This is a genomic window from Adhaeribacter radiodurans (assembly GCF_014075995.1).
Taxonomy (GTDB): Bacteria; Bacteroidota; Bacteroidia; order Cytophagales; family Hymenobacteraceae; genus Adhaeribacter; species Adhaeribacter radiodurans.
The window spans coordinates 3,992,794-4,013,928 of the sequence record NZ_CP055153.1 but is presented as its reverse complement, the minus strand read 5'-3'; the positions used below and the strand labels follow the sequence as shown (position 1 = coordinate 4,013,928).

Here is a 21,135-nt window from a genome sequence, read left to right as displayed (position 1 = left end):
CAACAAATAAGCATGAGACTTATAAAACCTCGGATTACAACTTTACTGGCAATTGCTTTATGCATGAGCGGAATTTTTAATCTAATAAGTTGTAATTCTAACCAAAATAAAACCGAAAACACTTCCAACTCTTCTACCTCAACCGATTCAGCCTCTACTACTAACACTGCAGCAAGCTCTGATTCATTTACTTCGGCAAAATCGTTCGGAAAATTAAAGGATGGTACCGAAATGCAGCAGTATACTTTAACCAACAAAAAAGGTACAAAAGCCATATTTACTAATTACGGGGCTCGTTGGGTAAGTTTTTTAATTCGGGATAAAGATGATAAAATAATTGATGTGGTAGCAGGTTTCAAAGATGCAGCCGCTTACGAAGCTTCCACGGAACCTTATTTCGGCGCCACTATCGGGCGGGTAGGGAATCGTATTGCCAAAGGCCGGTTTACTCTGGATGGTAAAGAATATAAACTATTTACGAATAACGGATCCAATACTTTACACGGGGGCAAAAAAGGATTTCAGGCAGTGGTGTGGCAGGCCAACCAAAAAGACGACCATACTTTAGAATTTACTTATTTGTCAAAAGATGGAGAAGAAAACTTTCCGGGTAATCTAAACGTGAAAGTTACGTACGCTTTAACCGACGACAACGAACTTACCATTGATTATGAAGCTACTACCAATAAAAAAACACCGGTAAATTTAACCAACCACGCTTTTTTTAATTTAAACGGCGAAGGCAGTGGCACTATTTTAAACCACGTTTTGCAAATAAACGCCGATCGATACACTCCCGTTGATGCTAATCTTATTCCGACTGGTAAGATTGAGCCTGTAGCCGGAACCCCTTTTGATTTCAGGGAGCGGAAACCCATAGGAACCAATATAAACGAGAAAAATGAACAGTTAAAAAATGGGGGCGGATTTGACCATAATTATGTGCTGAACGAAAATAAAGCTCCCGGATTAAACATGGCCGCCCGGGTGAAAGGCGATAAAAGTGGTATTATCATGGATGTATTAACCTTGGAGCCTGGTTTGCAGTTTTACAGCGGTAACTTTATGCAGGGTAAAAATACCTTTAAGAGTGGAGCCAAAGACGATTACCGGACGGCTTTTTGCCTGGAAACCCAGCATTTCCCGGATGCTCCTAACCAGCCAAATTTTCCTTCTATTTTATTAGAACCTGGTGAAAAGTACCAAACCCGTACGGTTTATAAGTTTTTTTGCCGGTAATTTTTACTTATTTAACTATAGAACAAGCTTCATTGTAAAATGTCTTATATTAAAATTATTATATAGCTAGACATTACATGTTGATCGATAAAAGTTAAAAGTTTCAGTCATAAAAATGCTTTTGGGCTAAATTAAATAGGCCTAGAGATTGGCTAAAAAAAGGAACTTAAAAGGTATAAAATACCTTTAAAATACAAACAGTAATCCTTTTATCTAAGCCAATAGCAAGTGAAAAAGAAGATTGGAATAGTGGGCTGGCTTTTGCTCGTTTACTTATTTGTAAGTGCCGGATGCCAGAAGGAAACCACTGAAGTACCTGCTCCTAAAATTGCTGAACCAGATCATCTTGTTTCGGCCACTCAAGTAGCAATTATTCCTCAAAACGTACTGCAAACTCTGGCTACCAGGCAAGGGTTTGCTAAATTTATTCCCCAGATTAAACACGATGTAGCCGTATATAACTTGGTGTATACTACTACTTACAAAGGAAAGGAACAACAAGCCTCGGGTTTACTAGCTGTGCCGCAAAACATGACTACCCCAGCCCCGTTGTTAAGCACTCAACATGGCACTATGTTCCTGGATGCGGATGCTCCTACCAATTTCCCGAATACCTTTTCCGGCTTTGAATTATTTGCTGCTACGGGATACATCACGCTCATTCCGGATTACTTAGGTTATGGCATTTCAAAAGATGTTTTCCATCCGTATTACGATCAGAAACATTCGGGGCTGGTAGTGGTGGATATGATAAAAGCCGTTAAATCGTACGCAAATAACCAAAAAATTAAACTCAACAATAACTTGTTTTTGGTTGGTTATTCTGAAGGCGGTTATGTAACCATGGCGGCTCAAAAAGAAATTGAAACCCATCCGGAGCATGGATTAAAAGTTACGGCTGCCGCCGAAGGAGCGGGTGGGTACGATTTAACGGGTATGTTGGCGGCCGTTACCTCCGGGCAAAATTATGGCAATCCTTCGTATTTGGCATTTGTCCTGCAGTCGTATAATACTACTTATAATTGGAACCGGCCTTTAACTGATTTTTTTCAGGAACCGTATGCCACCCGTATACCGGAGTTATTTAATGGTGCTTCCGGAGCTAGTAAAATTAATAATAGCCTGTCTAAAAATCCGGCAGAGTTATTTAATCCAACTTTTTACGCGGAGTTACAAAAGCCTGATGGAGAAAAAGCATTAAAGCAGGCCTTAGTAGCTAATAGTTTTTTAAATTGGGTACCCCAAAGTCCAACGCGGTTGTACCATGGTACCGCTGATCAGTCGGTATTTTTTCAAACGTCGCAAACTGTTTACGACCGGTTTAAAGCCGCCGGTGCCCCAAGTGTTGAATTTATATCTATTCCGGGTGGTACGCACAGCAGTAGTTTAGAGCCTATGATTTTATTGGTAATTCCCTGGATTCAAAGTTTGAATGGGGGCGTAAGTCAGTAATTAATCATTGGCCGGCAAGTCATAGGAATAACATATAGAACCATCAGTAAAAGCCCCGATGTTTTGAGTACATCGGGGCTTTTGTTTACTGGACTGTTTTTAAATTATACTCCTAGGCTAATGATTCGTAAACTTTCCAACTCACTCAACTCACCACTTTTAAGCGGGTAATAATAAACATGCAGATTATGGTGGCTACGCAGGCAATAATCCCTACAATATTAAAGTTTAAGATTTCACCAGCTGCTGTTTTTTGAATAATCAGGCCGGAGATAAACGCCGATAATCCGGAGGCTAATTGCTGCACCGACGATTGAAAACTCATGAAACTGCCGCGTAATCTTTTTTCTACGCTGGAAGTTAACAAAGAAACGGCGGGTACAAACCGGGCACCAAATCCAATAAAAAAAGAGGTAGTAATAATTAAAGCCAGATAATGCGGTACCCGGGGCATATTCGTAACCAGAATAATGGGAATAATCGAGAAAATAGCCGTGTAAATAAAGACGCGTTGTTTCCCGAATTTATCTGCTAGTTTACCAGCTAGCTGCGAGGTTATAACGGAGGCCAGGCCACCGCAAAGGTAAATAAAGGCGAGCTCTGTTTCTTCAAAGCCAACATTGCCTACCATATACGGACTTATAAAAGGCACCACGGTAAAACCCGCAATAGTAAGCATAATCATTAAAAATAAAGCCCACATCAAATTGGAGTTGGTAAGAATGTCCAGCACTAATTTCACCGGATTTCTTTGAACGGCATTGGTTAAATGGCCGCGCATAGTTGGTAAAAATTTTAAAGCGAAAAATAGCACCAGCACACTTAAACCAGCCAACGCGTAAAAAGGAGCGTGCCAACTACTCAGGCTAGCCAGATAAAGACCTATCGGAATGCCAATAATAGAAGCTGCTGAAAAAGCGGCCATTACTTTACCCGTGGCACTTCCCCGGCGATGCTCCGGTACCACGTCGCCGATAATAGAGAAAACCAGCGCACCAATTACTCCGCCAAAAGCCCCCGCTAATACCCGGGCCATCATCAAAATTTGATAATTAGGAGCAATGGCGCAGCAAAAGGTTCCGATTATGAAGCCTATATATAAGGTTAATAGAGCGTTTTTACGGTCAAACTTATCAATGAAAAACGTACTGATAAAACCGGAAATAGCGGCGGCAAATGTATAAGCCGAAACCAGTAAACCAAATTGCTTCGGACTGATAGAAAATACCCGCATGAGTTGCGGCCCCAACGGCATCATAATTACAAAATCAATAATATGGGTAAACTGAATGGCCGCCAAAATAAACAATAGCCAACCTTCCCGGATAATTGTTTTAGGAACCAGGCTGTCCGGGGTATCGGGAGTTAAAGTATAAGCTTCGGAAGTATTAGTGTCGGACATAGAACAAAATAGTAAAAAAGTAAAAATGAAAGTGCTTGAAAACTACGTAAAGAATAAAAAGAAGTATCTGGAATTTAGAAAAAAGCTGCCCAAACAGCAACGTTAAAGAAAACACGAAGGTATAGGTTTTGTTTAGGATATGAATATGGCTACCCCAAAAGAAAACTTAATTTGTGAGCTTTGTAACCGGGAAGTAGATGCGGTAACCCGTCATCATTTATTACCTAAGCAGGAGGGAGGCCGCTATTCTGACACCGTAGACTTATGCCAGCCCTGCCATAGCACCATTCACCGGACTTTTTCAAATCGGGAGTTAGCGCGTGGATTTACAAGCGTACAAGCCTTACAGCAAGCCGAACCTTTACAAAAATACCTGGACTGGATTAAAAATAAGAATAACATTACCCGTATCTCTAATCGGCGTGGCAAGCGCCGGTAAATAGTTATCCGTTGTTAGGGTTATGGGATTGAAATGGCGGTTAATTCCTATTTATTAATTTCTAAACTCATTTTACCTGTCTTTCGGTAGAGTGGAAGATGGCAAGAGATGACTAAATTAAAAAACTTATTAGCCTCAATAGAGTTGCCCATCTTTACTAAATTTTTAAAATCACCTTTAAAGTAAATTTTTAAGTATATCCACGAGAGGATGCTTAATTAGAATATCTTTAATTTTAAAAACATTATCCGAACAACGAACAACTAAAAACGAAAGACTTTTCGTCTAATTCATGGCAAAGCAATTTATTCCTTTTACCGAAGCCAAACACCGCTCCGCCGTTATTGTGGATAGTTTACACCCCAACGGCTTGGTGCTCGCGCATTGGCGAGGTGCCGAAAACCCCCATAACACCGCCGACGATACCAGTGCTGGTATTGTTTTAAATGCGCTGCGGCAAAATATAAAAGGTTTAGACGTTCCGTACGTAACTGCCAATCATTTTGATGTAGATGGTTTTGTGGGAGTCTGGAGTATTCTGAACCCCGCAAAGGCTCTGCAAAACGAAGCCGTACTTCGGCAGATGGCTCTTATTGGTGATTTCCGGGAATTAGATTTAACCAACGCAGCGGCTGATCAGGCGCTAAAATTAGTTTGCTGGCTTAATAAAGTAGAAAAGGAAAAGTTTTACCCGCCATTTGGGGCCGACGAATGGGAAGAAAACGAAGTAGAAGCTTCGGTACCCAAATTTACATACTTTTTAGAGGTTTTTGGAGAAGTATTGGTGCACCCGGAAGATTTTGAACCAGATTGGAAAACGGAATACGAACAAGTATTAGTTGATTACCAAATAATAAACACTCCGGTTACCCAGGTTACTACTTTCCCGGAAATTGGGTTGGTACAAATTCAAACGCCGCAGCCCGTGCATTATTACGCCTTGTTTAGCCGAACCATTGGCTACGATATGGTATTAGCCAAGTATTCCGAAAACCGCTATGAACTGGAGTATAAGTATACAACGTGGGTAGATATTAGTTCCCGGCCAACTTTGCCCCGCGTTCCTCTAAAACCATTAGCCCAAATACTGCAAAACCTGGAAGCTTCTGGTCACCAATGGACAGCCGAAAGCGTTACGGATACCGGACCAATTTTACGTTTAAATGGAAAGCAATTAGTTAAAAAAGAACGTTACGCCAACCCAACCGAACGCCCTATTTATTCTTCCAGCATTGCGCCGGAAATAATTATAAAGCAAGTAGTACCGTATTTTCAGGAACGATTTAAGGGCATTTCACCAAAACAGCGCTGGACCTGGCCGGAAATAAAAGAATTTAGTAAATAAATTAAAAAACAGTAACTAATTAAAGAGACCAATTAAATAATAGATGATAAGTTGGGGGAAAAGCTCCCCTCCTAAGTTTAGAAGGGGCAGGGTGGTTGTTTACCTATTAAAACTGCTAATGAAAATGAATATTTATTTTTATCCAGGTACTTAAGGATTCAGAAAAAATAAATGCTTCTGTCTTAGAGCAGGAAACTATTTGGCTACGTTACTAAATAGATTCTTCCGGAAGGACAACTTTAGAAAATGTGTATTTACTTTAAACCAGTTTTATTAATTTACTTAAAAATGGGTTGCGGTAGTCGTTTGGGGAACAGAAAATTTTATTAAAAATTTTTAATTAAAGTAAAAGAATAGCCGGTTTAATGGTAACATAAAATTAATGTAGCTTGAGCTGTTTAAGCTGCGAAAAGTGTATATATTGAAAGAGATATTCTTAAGCTGTTTTTCCGTATGAAGAAAATTCTTTGCCCCACAGATTTTTCTAAAACTGCCACCAATGCCGTGGAAGTAGCCGCTATGGTAGCCCATTATCTGCAAGCATCTTTAACGCTGCTGCACGTTATTCATTTGCCTCTGATTGATACTACTGAAATGGCCCTGGAAGCAAATGAGGTTTTAGAAAACCAAAAGCAACACTCCCTCGAAAAGTTAACCAATATGTGCCAGCACCTCACTCAAAAGCATGGTCAGGGATTTTGCGAATACGATCTTATTGTGAAAGAAGCTTTACTGGCTGATGCCGTTAAAAATTTGTGCCGCACCGAAACTTTTGAAATGGTGGTAGTGGGTACAACGGGTGGGGGCAATTCTTTAGAAGAAATTTTAATTGGCAGTAATACGCAGGCTGTAATAGAAGGAGTAAAATGTCCGGTGCTGGCAGTACCGGCCAAAACACCGGTGCAGCCCTTTCGCCACCTGGTTTTTGCCTCCAACTACCAACCCGAAGACGCAGAAGCCATTCAGCGATTGTTAAAATTAGCGGCAATTTTTAACGCGGAGGTAAATATGGTGCATGTTAGTCAAAAAGAAGGCACCGACAGTCAGTCGAATGCGAATAAGTACCGGGAAAACCTGCAAGCGCAATTACCCGGCATTCCTCTCCAGTTTCAGGAAATTATTCACCCCGACGAAGTAGAAGGCTTAAAAGGATTTTTAACCACTACGCAGGCCGATTTATTAGTGGTTCTTAAAAAGCATAAAGGCTTTTTGAGTAATTTGTTCAGCCAAAGTTTATCGGAACAAATGACTTACCAAACCAAACTTCCTTTACTGGTTTACCACGCATGATAAAAAGAAAAGTGCTACCCAACCTTAAAGTAAGTTTGGGTAGCACTATAAATAGTAAATTTTTAAGTGAATAAAGTAGGATGAGTTTCCCTTTAGGCTTTCTTCCAGTGTCTTTCTAAAAATCCTGCCCGGCCGGAACCTACGCTGTACCGCTGGTAATGCATCGGATTCTTTTTGTAATAATCCTGGTGGTAATTTTCGGCGGGGTAAAAAGGTTTAGCGGGCAAAATAGGCGTAACAATAGGTAAGCCCTGAAAAGGGCCATTCGCCTGCAATTCGGATTTCGACTTTTCGGCGGCAGCTTTTTGTTCTTCCGTGTGATAAAAAATAGCGGTTTTATATGAGCTGCCCCGGTCTCCAAACTGACCACCTGAATCCGTAGGATCAATAGATTGCCAGAAAGTAGTTAAAATTTCATCGTAGGAAATCAGGCTAGGATCAAAAGTAATTTGCACCGCTTCGTAATGCCCGGTGCGGTCGGAACAAACCTGCTCGTACGTTGGATTAGGAGTAGTACCGCCCGTATAGCCCGACACTACTTTTATTACTCCCGGCCATTGATCAAAAGGCTTTACCATGCACCAGAAGCACCCTCCCGCAAAAGTAGCTAATTCGTAATTTTTATTTTCTTGCGCTTCGTTTTCCATGCTTTTAATAAATTATTCCTTTTTAACCAGTAGCTGTTGTTTTTGTTTCGGTATTAAGCTGTGTAAAAAGTAGAGGTTTCTTCTAAAAATAACTAGTAAGGGTATTTCTCATTCTAGTCCCCCTTCTATGGCGCGGATTTACTTCCGTGCCTTTCCTTTTAATCGTAAACAGCAACACCGCTAAATTATTCAAGTTGAAAAAGGTTGATTAGCAATAGGCACGGAAGTAAATCCGCGCCATAATGAGGTTCCTGATTTACTGTATAATTTATTACTCTTTTACTATTTCCTCTTTTTACTATTACCTCTTTCTAAGTCGCAAGACTTTTTCAAACCCTGATTCTTATATCGTGGAATAAATCAAAATTTTAAATTCTTATTCTTTATAGGCCGTAATGGTCTCGATGGTGCCATCTGGGTTATGTTTAAGTTCGGTAACTTTAACATTCCGTAGGTGCGTTTGGCCGTTGGATAACTCAGTATCGTGGTAAAATAAATACCATTTTTTGTTTACCTCCACAATAGATTGATGGTTCGTCCAGCCGAGTACCGGATTTAAAATCACGCCCTGGTAAGTAAACGGTCCGTAAGGATTGTCGCCGGTGGCGTAGGCAATATAATGCGTGTCGCCGGTGGAGTAAGAAAAATAATACTTGCCGTTGTATTTATGCATCCAGGCCGCTTCAAAAAAGCGACGATCGTGGTCTTTGGTTAACAAGGGCTTGCCTTCTTTATCCAAAATAACCACATCTTTAACCGGTTCCGCAAAATGCAGCATATCTTTACTTAAGCGTACTACTTTAGCGGTAAGAGCAGACTCATTTTCTTTTCCTAAATCGGTTTTAGAGCCGTTCGGATCGTATTTGCCGTTTTGCCACCGTTGTAACTGACCACCCCAGATTCCGCCAAAATACATATAATAATTGCCGTTATCATCTTTAAAAACGGCCGGGTCAATGCTAAAGCTGCCTTCAATGGGTTTTGGTTCGGCTTTAAACGGACCAGTAGGCGAAGTAGAGGTAGCTACCCCAATCCGGAATACATCGCTTTTATCTTTAGCCGGAAAGTATAAATAATATTTTCCGTTGGCAAAAGCCGCATCGGGTGCCCAAAGCTGCCGTCCCGCCCACGGAACATCTTTCATATCTAAAGCTACGCCATGATTGGTAACTTTGCCGCCAATGCTATCCATGGATAAAATATGATAATCGCGCATGGCAAAATGATCACCGTTATCGTTTTGGGCAATATTCGACTCAATATCGTGTGATGGATAAATGTAAATCCGGTTATTAAATACGTGGGCCGAGGGGTCGGCGGTATAAATCTCGGAAATCAGGGGTTTGTTTAAATAAGTACGATTTGTTTTCGGTGCCTGTTCTTCGGTTGCGGCCGTATTGCTAGAATCTTGATTTTGATCTTCGGTCTTTTTGTTTTGGCAATTTGTAAAAAAAACAAAGGCAGCGAACACAATTGGCCGCGAGTACCATTTTAGTAAATTTTTAAGCATGTTGGTTAGAGAAAGAATGGTTAAGTAAAAATTTTAGAACTTTAAATGTAGAGGAAAGCCAGTAAATCACAAAATTTATTATTTTACTAAATAGATATCCCCAGAACTTTAGAAGATACTACTATAAAATGGATAATACGTCCTGCTCAATGCGTTTGGGGCGCATAGTAACGGCATCCAGCAAACACCAGGTAGTTTTAGCGGAGGCAAGCAGTTGATCGGAGCCGGCCCGGTACAAACTAACGAAACGTTCGAATTTAGCTCCCTGGTGCGTTCCTACCCAGGTAAGGCCTTGAATGTCGTCGTTTAAAAAGGCCGGACGATGATAATCTATTTCGTGGCGGAGCACTACCCACAGGTAAAGCGATTTTATATTTTCGGGAGCAGCGTATTCCCAATGAGCAGTGGCAACTTCCTGTACCCAACGCAGGTAAACCACATTGTTTACGTGCCCCATTACATCAATATCTTCTTGACGTACTTTTATTAAATGGCTAAACTTATTTTGTGGGTGCTTGTCTTCCATAATTCCCGATTACGCGTAGGGTAGCGGTCGGGTTTATAAAAAGCATTTTCTTTAAAGGATAAGAATAAAGTAGCGGAAATGGGAGGGTTAAGATTCGCCCTTAAATTTGAAAGATAGATTACAAAAAAAAGCAGCGATCCTGGCCGGGTAAAGGTGCCGGTGAGGACCGCTGCCTTCTATGGTATTATTAAACCCTAAAGTAAATTTAGCTCAAAATACCTGGCGTAAGCAGTATTTAATCTATTAAATGATGCACCAAAGCGTATTTTATTAGAGCGGCGGTGTTTTTACATTGCGTTTTTAATAGTAAATTTTGCCGGTGCGATTCAATGGTACGTTTGCTGTTAAACAATTTATCGGCAATTTCCGCATTGGTATAACCTTCGGCAATCAGGCGTAAAACATTTAACTCGCATTTACTTAAAGCTTCTTTTTCGGTAGCGGCTTGTTCGTTTGCGGCCGTTGTTTGCTCGGTTTCCAAAAATTTGTAGGCTAATTCCGAACAAATAAATTTGTTACCTGCGGCTACACTTTTAATGGCAAAAATTAATTCTTCGCGGCTGCAATTTTTTACCACACACCCCAAGGCTCCGGCCGTTAATATTTGCCGTACGTAGCTTTCCTGATCCAACATTGACAAGGCCAATACTCTGGTTTGCGGATACTTTTCTCTCACGTAGGCAGTAGCTTTTAACCCATCCATTACGGGCATATTCATATCAATTACCACTACATCAGCTGGTTGAGTTTCTAATAAATCTACCAAATCCTGACCATTAGCTGCTTCCGCTACTACTTCAAAATCACTGTCTTTTTGTAATAACGATTTAATGCCATCCCGCACTATCTTGTGATCGTCTGTTATTATAATTTTTATCATGATAAGTTTATTAGTTTCTGCTCGAAAGATAGAAGGGTACTTCTAACCAACTGAGAAATGTATAGAAATTTAAGCGCAATATTTAATAAAGAAATCATCGTTATTAAATAACCTCAGACCGTGTTTACACGCCTCTAACCAGGCATTAAAATCACCAATAATTTTTTCGTCTTTAATGAGTAAATAACGTCCCGCATAATGATGTTTTATTTTTTCTTTATTACAATGATAAAAGGAGATGTTAAGAGCCATTGGCCTTTCTAACAACATAAAAAAACTGTTTTAGATTATATATGGCCATACACGAGGAATACTTTTATAGTTCATAAAACTAAGTACTTACCGTATTTTCTATGGTCTTTTTCCGTACTTCACGCAGAATTAGTAGTATTATTTACCTAAATAATTTTATTTTTAACAATTCTCGGAAAAAGAGAATAGCTCCCTCATTTGCTCCTTATAAATTTTAGTAAGCTAATGAAAATATTCGGATTGTAACATGTTTACATGATTTAAATTCCTGCGGGAATTAGGAATTTAAAATTTGCTGCGCAGTTTTCTTTCCGCTTGCTAAAGCGGCTTCAACGGTTCCCATAGCGGGGCCTTCGTATAAGGCTTCGCCGGCAAAAAATAAGGTGTCTGCTTCGGGGGAGGTGAGTATTTGTCGGGCAGCTTTACCATTTACAGTGGCATACGCGTAAGCGCCCCGGGCAAAAGGGTCGGAGAGCCAATTGTAAACCTGTCCGGCTTTTAACTGGCTTTTTAGAAAATCAACGTTCGTTTGAAATAAATAAGCCAGCGTTTGTAAAGCTTCGGTGAGTAATTCCTGGTTGCTCCAAGTGCTACGTTTTTCAGCTTCCGTACCTGCTATCCAACCGGTGAGCAATGGTGTTTTATCCGGTAATTGGGTCCACCAGGCCGAAATAGCCGAAGCATCGGTAAACAGAAAGGCTAATTCCGGCATTTTATGTTCTATAGCTGGTTCATCGGCTGCTTCCCAGAAATTTGTTTTAAACTCTAATACTATTTTAATTACGGCACCAAATCCTAGTTGGTTTATGGCGGCTCTTCGGGCAGGTAACTCCGGCGAAAAAGCAATATACCCATCAGAACCTGCTTCGGCTTGCAGTACGCCCAAAGGTACAGTAAGCAAAATTTTACGGGCGGTGTAGGTAGTGCCAGAAGTGCAAATTACCTGAACTTGATTATGTTGCCATTTGATTTCTGTTACCGGCGAAGCAATTAAGATGGTGCCCCCATTATTTTTTATTTCAGTTGCCAACAATTCTATGATTTGGTTGTAACCGCCTACGGGGTGGTAAGAATTAGCCGCAGCATCGGTTTGCCATTCTTCGCGCAAAGCAAACGTACTGGCCTGGCGAATATCAGCGGCATCGTAGCCTTCGGCAAAACGAGTTACTGCTTTCCGTAAGTTTTCAAATTGGTCTTCCGGTAAGTAGCGTTCCAAAAAATCGGCAAAAGGTATATCTTGTTCTAGTTGGTTTAAGCGGTCGAGAAGTATTTCAAAATCTTCGATAAAATTTTCTGATTCTTGTAAAACCCCGTTTAATACCTGGTAATTTCTACCTTCTAGTAAGTGTAAGGGCACACCGGCTTGCTGCAACAAGGCTTGCGTAAGCGGTAAATCGCCGTGAATAAACTCTGCGCCCGCCTCTATGGGTAATGAAAATTCCGGATCGTTTTGCGTGAAAATCCGGCCGCCCAGCCGGTCGCGCGCTTCCAGCACAGTTACTTTTTTACTTGCTTTGCTTAATTCATGGGCGGCCATTAAACCGGCTGCACCCGCACCAATTACTAAAATATCAATCATGAAGGCTGTTTCTACTTTTAAAATCTGTGTACTCCTAACTGCTAGAGAAGTTTTCAGAATAAAAGATTTACCGTTCCGCCTTTGTGCTGAATATACTTAGTAAAGCAGTTTCCCGCTAAAACTAGCTAAAGTTCTTTCTGCCAGGTTAGGTTTGTTTGTTCGTAGTGCTTCATTTCCTGAATGTTGGTGTAAAATGGACGAATTAAATTAAAAAATGCCCCAAAATCGCTGCTCTTCCGGAAACCATTTAAATGTTCCTCTACGGATGTCCAGTAAATGGTAAGAATATAATGATCGGGTTCATCTGTGCCTTTTATTAAATTATATCCTAAACAGTAAGGCGAATTTTGCAACAGTTTACCGGCCTCCGTATAGGCATTTTCAAAAGCAGTGTGTTGGGTTTCCGGAATGGCGTACCGGATAATTTCGACGGAGCAATTTTTATTAATTACCATCATGTTAGGAGAGGTTTTAAACTATTTTAGAAAATTCCTAAAAACTTTCGTCGGTAGATTTTCTTCAGATCTTTTTCGAATAAGGTATAGGGGTCGCGGTAAAACTTCAGGAAGTTAGGTGCGCTTACCTGGCCAGGAAACGGTGCGTAGAAGTGAGTAGGGCTGCGCATATCGTTGCGCCAAACCAGCACGTAAGTAAGTTGCACCGGGTAAGTTTTCATGGTTTTCAGAAGCATGTTGGTCCACCAGGTAGTATCTGGAATGGACTCTAGACCGGTTTCGGTAAAAGCGGCTAATTTGCCAGCTTTCTGCGCGTAATCTGATACAATTTTAAGTTTTAAAGCTGCTGTATCGGGAGCAAAACGGTTCCGGCCCATATCGCCGTAATTATCAACCCCTACCATATCTACCCACTCGTCGCCGGGGTACCGCTCTAAATATTGCGCTTCGGTTCTGAATTTATTATCCGGCGAAAAAGCGTAAATAAAATTGTGCACCTGTAAGCTGTCGCGTAAATACGAAACGGTAAACTGCCATAATGTAATAAAATCTTCGCGCGAAGCGTGGGGTTTGCCCCACCAAAACCAACCGCCGTCGAACTCGTGGTACGGCCTGAAAATAATAGGTACTAACTTACCATCATTGCCTTTTACCGTATGGGCCCACTCGCCAACTCCCCGCAGAATTTCTTTATACTGCGCGTGCGCCTCGCCACCCGGAATAATAGAACCTACTGCCGGTTTAGATACCGAATCGACCCAATTGAAACCACCCGGAGATATGGGATTAGAAAAATGCCAGGCTGCCGTAATTACGCCTCCCCGGTTGTAGGTATCTATTACCGTCTTTCTTACCCGTTCTTTAGCCGTCTGGATTGCCTCTGCTGGCCTACCCGAAAAGCCGCTAAAATCTATTCCAATTATGGCGGGGTGCGAGCCGGTTACCGATTTTACGTCGGAGCGATCAAAGTCGCCCATCCAGCCATGGCCGTATTCGGTGGCGTGCTGATGACCGAAAAGCGTCTGTTTTTTGGCTAGCTTCCGTAGATTATGGTATAAGGCTTTGGTTTGCCGGGTAGCTTTCCGATCGATGGGTTTATTCTTTTGCGCCTGAACTACCTGAAATGCCAACAACACAAAAATTACAGACAACATTAACTTTTTCGGCATTCTACTTTTCTTACAAATAATTTTAGATTTAGTAAATTATTTAAAATAATTGGCTATTCTAAATTTTAGATCTTATTAATACCCATAGTAAGATTCTTCCTGAAAAAATTAATAAACCTAAAAAGCTCCATAATATTACTTTAACGCTACCCGCTTCGTAGTCGAAGAGAGAGAACTCTCTTAAAATTTTAAAAAGAAAATCAGAACCCATAGCAGCAGACTTATTGGAATAGATCTCACCTATTTTTTAAGAGTTACATTCTTTAGATTAGGATTATACTGAACCAGGAATAACATGAGAGCTAATCCGGATATAAGTAAAAAATCCTATCCCTGTAGTGGGATATTATAGCCACTACCCCCTTGTAAAAGCATTAAAAATAAAAGAAGAAACAGTAAACCTATTCTGAAAAAAACCGAACTGAATCTGATTTGTTTTAGCAAATAGTAAATAATTAATTACTGTTATAATTAATAAGCGCTGTAGAATTTACTTATTAAGGGACTCTAACCAAGGCAAAGCGTTGATCATCATGGTTTCTATGCTGGTACGGTGCATTCCGCCTTCAATCGGGAAAAATTCCACGTTGGTGGCTCCGGCCGCTTTAAAACGATTAAAAGTAGTTTCGGAGGTAGAGTAAAAAACGGCTTCATCGGCGGTACCGTGGTACAACCGCGTTGGGCTTTTCGGTACCCAGGTCAGAAAACTATTATCCGTTAAAGCCTTTTTTAAAGTTTGTTCGCCGGTTGGGTTTTGTAAACCAGCGTAAAAAGCTGGGTTAAATAACGCGGCCGGGCTGTTAGTTAAACCTTGGTTAATGGCATCAATGTCTTTGGTGCCATCAAATAAAGCAGGAATGGTAGTCGCGTAAGGTTCCTGGAAAAAATCGGTTAAAGGTCGTTTCCAGTCGTAAGTAGTATTATAAGCTTGAATAATAAAGGCCAGAAAAGAGGGATTAGGATACGTAGTTGTAGTAGCAATGCCGGTGAGCATGCCGGTTAAATCGTAACCGCCCGCTCCGGCCGCTGCTGCCGTAAGCGTTAATTTATGATCCGGATTGGTTTCAATTTCTTTTTGAGCGGCCATGGTTACGTAGCCGCCTTCGGAATAACCTACTAAAAACAAATTATTATTGGCTGTAATGTTGGCACTTTTTAAGTACCACTTCGCTGCTTTTATCATATCTACCACGGTGGATGCAGAAGATTTCTGGTCGTAGTAAGGGTGAAAAGTATTTTGAGAAACACCAAACCCAATGAAGTCCGGAATTAATGTAATATAGCCCGCGGCCGCAAATAATTCGAACCCTGTAAAACTAGCCGGAAAATTAGAAGGAGCATCGGCGTTAGCGAACATAGTGCCGTGTTGAGCGCTTAGTATAGCAGGGGGGGTAGGCGTATTTTGCGGTATAGCCAGCAAACCCGATACTTCTATTGGGTTATCGCGGTAAGTAGTTTTATAAGTAAATTTATAAAAAGCAACATTGTACTTTATAGCAGATAAGAAACGGCCGTACCCGGCAGTAAGAGCATAACCTTGTAAAATAGTTTTTGAGATAGTAGTTTTTGCATCTGCCGACACAAAGAGTTCACTACCATCGGGTTCTGGGGTAACGTTATCGCCTGAATCATCGGGCTGGCAACCGGCCAAAAGCAACACCCAAACGAACAGCCAATAACTTACTAAATTTGTATATTTTTTCATGTTTTAAAGTAGAGTAATCCGTTAAAATATAAGTTATTTATTTGCCAGAACATCAGCTAACATACTATTTTTAATAACAAAACCGATAGGGTTTGCCTTATCTATAATTATTTACTTTTTACTTCCTGAATAAAGAAAGTTCTTGTATTCTGTCAATATCAAGTAAAAGAGACACAAGTATCAAGATATTAGATGTTAGACTTTAAACTTTAAACTATTAAAAAATTTAATAGCCATACCTTATTAATGCTATTCCAATGTCTAGTAAATTTATCTATTTACTTAAAATATAATTCCTGACCGTTTTTTGCCCTTTTAGTAGTGCTGCGTTATTTGTTAACTATTCATTGAAATAAGGCATACGTAGTTTAAGTAAATTAATTACGAAATGTAAAATTTTAATTTTATCCGTTAATCTGTAAAATACATCCAAAGGTTTATGCCGAATTTATTAACAGATATTTACTAAATAGCATCTTTTCTTGAGGGTATAGAATTATTCGAAAATCAGCCTGTCGTTCTATTTTCGTATATTTCTTTTGTACTTACTGTATCACTGGCATGCTCCTTCGCATTAGCATTTTTATTTTGCTATTTCCGTTCTTCCTTATTCCGGCGTGTAAAGAAAAAGAAGCGCCTAAATATGTTATTGGTTTCTCGCAATGTACCGGCGATGATGCCTGGCGGCGTGATATGCTGAGAGGTATGCAACGGGAACTGGCTTTTCATCCGGAAGTAGACTTCTTGTACCGCGATGCGAAAGGGAACAGTGGAAAGCAGGTAGAACAAATAAAAGAATTACTTACAAGCAATATTAACCTCCTGATTGTTTCGCCGAACGAGGCCGAACCCATTACGCCGGTAGTAGAACAAGCTTACCAAAACGGCATTCCAGTAGTAGTGGTAGATCGAAAAACAGCATCTTCTTTTTATACGGCTTATGTGGGCGGCAATAATTATGAGGTTGGTAAAACGGCTGGGCAATACATTGGCGCTTACTTACACGGCAAAGGAAAAGTAGTAGAAATAACCGGTTTGCCTACTTCTTCCCCGTCCATTGAGCGCCACAAAGGTTTTTTAGATGCCATCCGGAATTATCCGAATATTCAGGTAATCCGGGTTATTGCCGGCGATTGGGAAAAGAAAATCGCGAAACAAAAGTTAACAGCCTTATTTGATTCTATAAAACAGGCCGATTTGGTATTTGCGCAAAACGAGGTAATGGCCTTAGGAACCTACGAAGTGTGGCGGGAACGCGGAATTAGTCCCCGGACCAAAATTGTGGGAATTGATGGTTTAGCGGGTCCTTTGGGCGATATTCAAATGGTGCACGATGGTTTAATTGACGCGACAGTGTTGTACCCGACCGGGGGAGAAGAAGCTATCCGGACTGCTGTGCAAATTTTAGAGAAAAAGCCTTTTACCAAAGAAAATATTTTAAACACCGCCGTTATTGACCCCACCAATGTGCGAATGATTAAAATGCAAACCGATAAAATTCTGAATCAGCAGGAAGACATTGAACGGCAGCAAAAACACAATGAAGAACAATTACGCGTTTACAATAACCAGCGCATTTTATTATATACTATTTCCGGGTTGCTGGTTGTGGCCATTGTATTAGGTTGTCTGGCGCTTTACTCGTTAGTAGAAAACAAAAAAATAAATAAAATACTAAAACTAAAAAACCGGAAAATTATTCAGCAGCGAAATAAAATTCAGGAAATGGCCGACGAAGCGCAAGCTGCCACTGAATCTAAATTTAAATTTTTTACTAATATTTCGCATGAATTCCGGACCCCGTTAACCCTTATTTTAGGCCCCATTGATAGTTTGCTGCACGGCAAAAGCGACCATTTAATGGTGAAGCAAAGCTTGCGGCTCATTCAAAAAAATGCCAGCCGCTTGCTGTGGTTGGTAAATCAGTTAATGGACTTCCGGAAACTGGAAAGCGGCATGATTCAGGTAAAAGCCACCGAAAACGACCTGATCGCTTTCATGCGCGAAGTAATGCAGCCATTTGAACCAATGGCAAAAAAAAGCAACATCGAATTTAAACTGATTACGAACCTTAGCGTTTTGCCCGTTTGGTTTGATGTGAATATGATGGATAAAGTTTTTTTTAACCTTTTATCTAACGCCTTTAAATTTACTAAAACCCACGGCCGGATTCATATTTTAATAGAACAGGATGCTGCCCTAAACCAGGTACACGTAAAAGTGCGGGATACGGGAATAGGCATGACGGAAATGGAAGTAAACCGGGCCTTCGAACTGTTTTACCAGGCCAACCAAGATTCTAATAAAGGTACTGGCTTGGGTTTGCCTTTATCCAAAGAATTTATTCAGCTTCACCACGGCGAAATTACCGTAAAAAGCGAGCCTCACCAGGGCACTACCTTTACTATTCAATTACTGCTAGGTAGCCAACACTTTAAAGAAGAAGAAAAAATTAGTGCGGTAGTCGGCGAAGAAGGACAATTAAGTAAATTAATTGTAGCAGAAACAGGTCCTATTTGGCAGGATTCCAGCAATAACGAGAGTAAAAGTGAAAGTATTTTGGTGATTGAAGATCATCCGGATTTACGGAGTTTTCTGCAATACACGTTGCAAGCCAACTACCAGGTATTTACGGCCGGCGAAGGAGAACTAGGCTTAACCAAAGCAATTGAAAAGGTGCCTGATTTAATAATCTGTGATTTAATGTTACCGGATATGAAAGGAATAAAGGTGGTTGCCAGTTTAAAAGCCGACCTGCGTACCTCGCATATTCCAATTATTATCTTAACGGCTCTAAATGGTTTAGAACAACAAATTGAAGGAATGCAGGTAGGGGCCGAACTTTATTTAACCAAACCTTTTAGTCCGCAAGTGTTGAAAGAAAGCGTGAAGAGTTTATTGGCCAACCGGCGATTAGTAAAAGATTATTTTGCTAACGGCGAGGTTTTGTCTCCTGCTAATTCGCCTTCTATTTCTAAGCTTGATCAAAAATTTTTAAATGATTTTAAAAGAATTATTGATGAAAAATTAGCCGACCCTAATTTAAGCGTTGATTTTCTGAGTAGGGAAATAGGTTTGTCCCGGGTGCAATTATATCGTAAAGTTAAAGCCTTACTAAATGGCAACGTAAATGATTATATTCAAACGGCCCGCCTAACGAAATCCTGCCATTTACTCCAACAAACTTCTGCTTCTATTGCAGATGTAGCGTACCAGGTAGGTTTTTCTTCGTCTACTTACTTTGCTACGGCCTTTAAAGCCAAATACGGCATTTCACCCACCGATTATAAAATGCAGAAAAGCTACCTCAAGACGGTTTAATTTAAATGTAGTTTTAGATAGGGGAAGAAAAGAGTTAATTCTAATTCTATTTCTGTTTCTATCGCGAGCATCCACGCTCGTGATGCGTATCGTCCGGCCTTTAGCCGGTAGAAAAGTAAATTAAAGCTTTAAAAAATCTTTTCCACTAGCTCGGCTTTAGACCTACCCAATCAGAACCACGAAGCCAGAGCCTCGCTCCACGTTCTTTTCTTATCAGAAAGTACCAGTTGTGCTCTTCTATAACGAGTTTATCAATATTGCTAATAGTGCAAGAACTCCCTTCTTTTTACCACTAAATTTTAAAATTTACTAATAATTCTGATTTAATAGAAAGTAACATTATTTAACATCTTGTTACATTATTTAATATTTAGAAATAAATTTATTGTTTCAAGTTGCTGATATTAAATAATTTACGAATTAAAAATGAGGTGTATCAAAGTTTAATTGATTTTGATACGCTATCAAACGCCCTCCTCTGAAAGCCTGCCTACTTTTGATGGAAACAAAATCAAAAAAATGGCTAATACAAAGGTTTTTTTCTGGTCGATAGTGGTAGCACTAGGCGGCTTTCTGTTCGGGTTCGACACTGCTGTTATATCGGGAGCCGAAAAATCTATTCAGCAATTATGGCATTTAACTACTTTCGAACACGGGTTTACGGTGGCCATTGCTTTAATAGGTACCGTTTTAGGAGCTATGTTTGGCGGTATTCCTTCGGATAAGTTTGGACGCAAGGCTACTTTATTCGGGATTGCCATTTTATACTTGCTTTCTTCACTGGGAACTGCCTTAGCCCCGGATTGGAGTATATTTTTAGTTTTTCGTTTTTTAGGCGGTATTGGAGTAGGCGTTTCTTCGGTAACGGCACCCTTGTATATTTCCGAAATTGCGCCCGCTAAATCGCGCGGGAAGTTAGTGGCCATGTTTCAATTTAATGTGGTATTCGGAATTCTGATTTCTTATTTATCGAACTACTTATTTGCGGGTACCGGCGACCAGGATTGGCGCTGGATGTTGGGCATTCAAGCGGTACCTTCGTTTATATTTCTGGTGACAGTTTTGTTAGTGCCCGAAAGCCCCCGTTGGTTAATTATTAAAAAAGGAAGGCTGGAAGAAGCGGAAAGAACTTTAAAAATTGCCAACCCGGAAGCCAATACCCGGCAAATGGTGGCCGATATTCTTTCCTCGTCGCAGGATGAACAAGGCAGACAAGTAAAAACATCACTCTTCTCCCGCAAATATTCCATGCCTATAACGCTGGCGGTGCTGTTTGCTTTTTTCAACCAGGTATCGGGTATTAACGCCATTATTTATTACGCTCCCCGCATTTTCGAAATGGTGGGTTTAGGTAAAAGTTCAGCTTTGCTTTCTTCGGCAGGTATTGGCCTCATCAATTTCTTGTTTACGCTGTTGGCCCTCAACTTCATCGACCGGTTTGGCCGTCGTACCCTCATGCTTATCGGCTCGTTTGGTTTAATTGCTACCCTGGGGCTTGTATCTAAAGCCTTTTATTTCCAGGAGTTTAATGGTATAGCTGTACCTATTTACCTGTTTGTGTACATAGCATTTTTTGCTTTTTCGCAAGGGGCAGTTATTTGGGTATTTATTTCTGAAATATTTCCCAACCAGGTGCGGGCTTCGGGGCAAGCATTAGGCAGCTTTACGCACTGGATAATGGCGGCCATTATTGCCTTTTCTTTCCCTTACATCGCTGAAACCCTGGGCGGGGGAACCACTTTCCTGATTTTTACGGGCATGATGGTGCTGCAACTGCTATTTGTATGGCGGCTAATGCCCGAAACGAAAGGTACTTCGCTGGAGCAAATCGAGCATAATATGGTCTTGCACTAGACCCTGGATAGTAACCACATGACACTAGATTTTATATAGTAAATAGTAGATATAGTCTAAGTTAAATAGC

The 21,135-nt window shown here is 40.5% G+C and carries 16 protein-coding genes; 7 read left to right on the top strand and 9 right to left on the bottom strand.

Annotated elements, in window-relative coordinates:
* Positions 1-12 precede the first annotated feature (12 nt).
* Both HUW48_RS16190 and HUW48_RS16185 read left to right on the top strand, forming a co-directional pair.
* Complete coding sequence (locus tag HUW48_RS16190; protein ID WP_246343510.1) at positions 13-1,239, top strand: aldose epimerase family protein; 1,227 nt, start codon at positions 13-15, stop codon at positions 1,237-1,239.
* Between the two features lie 228 nt (positions 1,240-1,467).
* A complete protein-coding gene (locus tag HUW48_RS16185; protein ID WP_182411941.1) occupies positions 1,468-2,691 on the top strand; it encodes an alpha/beta hydrolase family protein in 1,224 nt (407 codons plus the stop codon).
* Positions 2,692-2,836: 145 nt separating this feature from the next.
* On the opposite strand, the gene HUW48_RS16180 is transcribed toward HUW48_RS16185, so the two are convergent.
* Positions 2,837-4,093, bottom strand: coding sequence for an MFS transporter (locus tag HUW48_RS16180; RefSeq protein WP_182411940.1), 1,257 nt, complete (start codon positions 4,091-4,093; stop codon positions 2,837-2,839).
* Positions 4,094-4,238: 145 nt separating this feature from the next.
* Here HUW48_RS16180 and HUW48_RS16175 point away from each other — a divergent pair, with 145 nt between their 5' ends.
* The 3 genes from HUW48_RS16175 to HUW48_RS16165 all read left to right on the top strand — a co-directional run bounded on the left by HUW48_RS16175 (position 4,239) and on the right by HUW48_RS16165 (position 7,167).
* Positions 4,239-4,532: an HNH endonuclease gene (locus tag HUW48_RS16175; protein WP_182411939.1), complete on the top strand. Its 294-nt coding sequence runs from the start codon at positions 4,239-4,241 to the stop codon at positions 4,530-4,532.
* Positions 4,533-4,824: 292 nt separating this feature from the next.
* Entirely contained in the window at positions 4,825-5,877 is a 1,053-nt protein-coding gene (locus tag HUW48_RS16170) for a DUF6687 family protein (RefSeq protein ID WP_182411938.1), read from the top strand.
* Between the two features lie 453 nt (positions 5,878-6,330).
* Positions 6,331-7,167, top strand: coding sequence for a universal stress protein (locus tag HUW48_RS16165; protein ID WP_182411937.1), 837 nt, complete (start codon positions 6,331-6,333; stop codon positions 7,165-7,167).
* 92 nt (positions 7,168-7,259) lie between these two features.
* Here HUW48_RS16165 and msrA read toward each other — a convergent pair whose 3' ends face one another.
* The 8 genes from msrA to HUW48_RS16125 form a co-directional block, all read right to left on the bottom strand.
* On the bottom strand, positions 7,260-7,814 hold the full coding sequence (gene msrA, locus HUW48_RS16160) for a peptide-methionine (S)-S-oxide reductase MsrA (protein WP_182411936.1): 555 nt from the start codon (positions 7,812-7,814) through the stop codon (positions 7,260-7,262).
* A gap of 376 nt (positions 7,815-8,190) precedes the next feature.
* Positions 8,191-9,324 (bottom strand): glycoside hydrolase family 43 protein, encoded by a 1,134-nt coding sequence (locus HUW48_RS16155; protein WP_182411935.1) that lies wholly within the window; start codon positions 9,322-9,324, stop codon positions 8,191-8,193.
* Between the two features lie 121 nt (positions 9,325-9,445).
* A complete protein-coding gene (locus HUW48_RS16150; protein WP_182411934.1) occupies positions 9,446-9,850 on the bottom strand; it encodes an acyl-CoA thioesterase in 405 nt (134 codons plus the stop codon).
* A gap of 235 nt (positions 9,851-10,085) precedes the next feature.
* A complete protein-coding gene (locus HUW48_RS16145; RefSeq protein WP_182411933.1) occupies positions 10,086-10,730 on the bottom strand; it encodes a response regulator transcription factor in 645 nt (214 codons plus the stop codon).
* A gap of 529 nt (positions 10,731-11,259) precedes the next feature.
* Complete coding sequence (locus HUW48_RS16140) at positions 11,260-12,561, bottom strand: flavin monoamine oxidase family protein (protein WP_182411932.1); 1,302 nt, start codon at positions 12,559-12,561, stop codon at positions 11,260-11,262.
* A 125-nt stretch (positions 12,562-12,686) separates the two neighbouring features.
* Positions 12,687-13,019, bottom strand: coding sequence for an antibiotic biosynthesis monooxygenase family protein (locus HUW48_RS16135; RefSeq protein WP_220463938.1), 333 nt, complete (start codon positions 13,017-13,019; stop codon positions 12,687-12,689).
* A 23-nt stretch (positions 13,020-13,042) separates the two neighbouring features.
* Positions 13,043-14,185, bottom strand: a complete 1,143-nt coding sequence (locus HUW48_RS16130; protein WP_246343509.1) for a glycoside hydrolase family 26 protein — start codon at positions 14,183-14,185, stop codon at positions 13,043-13,045.
* Positions 14,186-14,675: 490 nt separating this feature from the next.
* Complete coding sequence (locus HUW48_RS16125; RefSeq protein WP_182411931.1) at positions 14,676-15,890, bottom strand: alpha/beta hydrolase family protein; 1,215 nt, start codon at positions 15,888-15,890, stop codon at positions 14,676-14,678.
* 561 nt (positions 15,891-16,451) lie between these two features.
* On the opposite strand from HUW48_RS16125, the gene HUW48_RS16120 reads away from it, so the two are divergent.
* Positions 16,452-19,211, top strand: a complete 2,760-nt coding sequence (locus HUW48_RS16120; RefSeq protein ID WP_182411930.1) for a substrate-binding domain-containing protein — start codon at positions 16,452-16,454, stop codon at positions 19,209-19,211.
* Between the two features lie 519 nt (positions 19,212-19,730).
* Positions 19,731-21,065 (top strand): sugar porter family MFS transporter, encoded by a 1,335-nt coding sequence (locus tag HUW48_RS16115; RefSeq protein ID WP_182411929.1) that lies wholly within the window; start codon positions 19,731-19,733, stop codon positions 21,063-21,065.
* The last annotated feature ends 70 nt before the right edge of the window (positions 21,066-21,135 follow it).

Bases quoted from the DNA above. Each gene is read 5' to 3' on its own strand.
- HUW48_RS16190 (WP_246343510.1), top strand. From the start codon at position 13: ATGAGACTTATAAAACCTCGGATTACAACTTTACTGGCAATTGCTTTA.
- HUW48_RS16180 (WP_182411940.1), bottom strand. From the start codon at position 4,093: ATGTCCGACACTAATACTTCCGAAGCTTATACTTTAACTCCCGATACC.
- HUW48_RS16175 (WP_182411939.1), top strand. From the start codon at position 4,239: ATGGCTACCCCAAAAGAAAACTTAATTTGTGAGCTTTGTAACCGGGAA.
- HUW48_RS16170 (WP_182411938.1), top strand. From the start codon at position 4,825: ATGGCAAAGCAATTTATTCCTTTTACCGAAGCCAAACACCGCTCCGCC.
- HUW48_RS16165 (WP_182411937.1), top strand. From the start codon at position 6,331: ATGAAGAAAATTCTTTGCCCCACAGATTTTTCTAAAACTGCCACCAAT.
- msrA (WP_182411936.1), bottom strand. From the start codon at position 7,814: ATGGAAAACGAAGCGCAAGAAAATAAAAATTACGAATTAGCTACTTTT.
- HUW48_RS16155 (WP_182411935.1), bottom strand. From the start codon at position 9,324: ATGCTTAAAAATTTACTAAAATGGTACTCGCGGCCAATTGTGTTCGCT.
- HUW48_RS16150 (WP_182411934.1), bottom strand. From the start codon at position 9,850: ATGGAAGACAAGCACCCACAAAATAAGTTTAGCCATTTAATAAAAGTA.
- HUW48_RS16145 (WP_182411933.1), bottom strand. From the start codon at position 10,730: ATGATAAAAATTATAATAACAGACGATCACAAGATAGTGCGGGATGGC.
- HUW48_RS16140 (WP_182411932.1), bottom strand. From the start codon at position 12,561: ATGATTGATATTTTAGTAATTGGTGCGGGTGCAGCCGGTTTAATGGCC.
- HUW48_RS16135 (WP_220463938.1), bottom strand. From the start codon at position 13,019: ATGATGGTAATTAATAAAAATTGCTCCGTCGAAATTATCCGGTACGCC.
- HUW48_RS16130 (WP_246343509.1), bottom strand. From the start codon at position 14,185: ATGCCGAAAAAGTTAATGTTGTCTGTAATTTTTGTGTTGTTGGCATTT.
- HUW48_RS16125 (WP_182411931.1), bottom strand. From the start codon at position 15,890: ATGAAAAAATATACAAATTTAGTAAGTTATTGGCTGTTCGTTTGGGTG.
- HUW48_RS16120 (WP_182411930.1), top strand. From the start codon at position 16,452: ATGCTCCTTCGCATTAGCATTTTTATTTTGCTATTTCCGTTCTTCCTT.
- HUW48_RS16115 (WP_182411929.1), top strand. From the start codon at position 19,731: ATGGCTAATACAAAGGTTTTTTTCTGGTCGATAGTGGTAGCACTAGGC.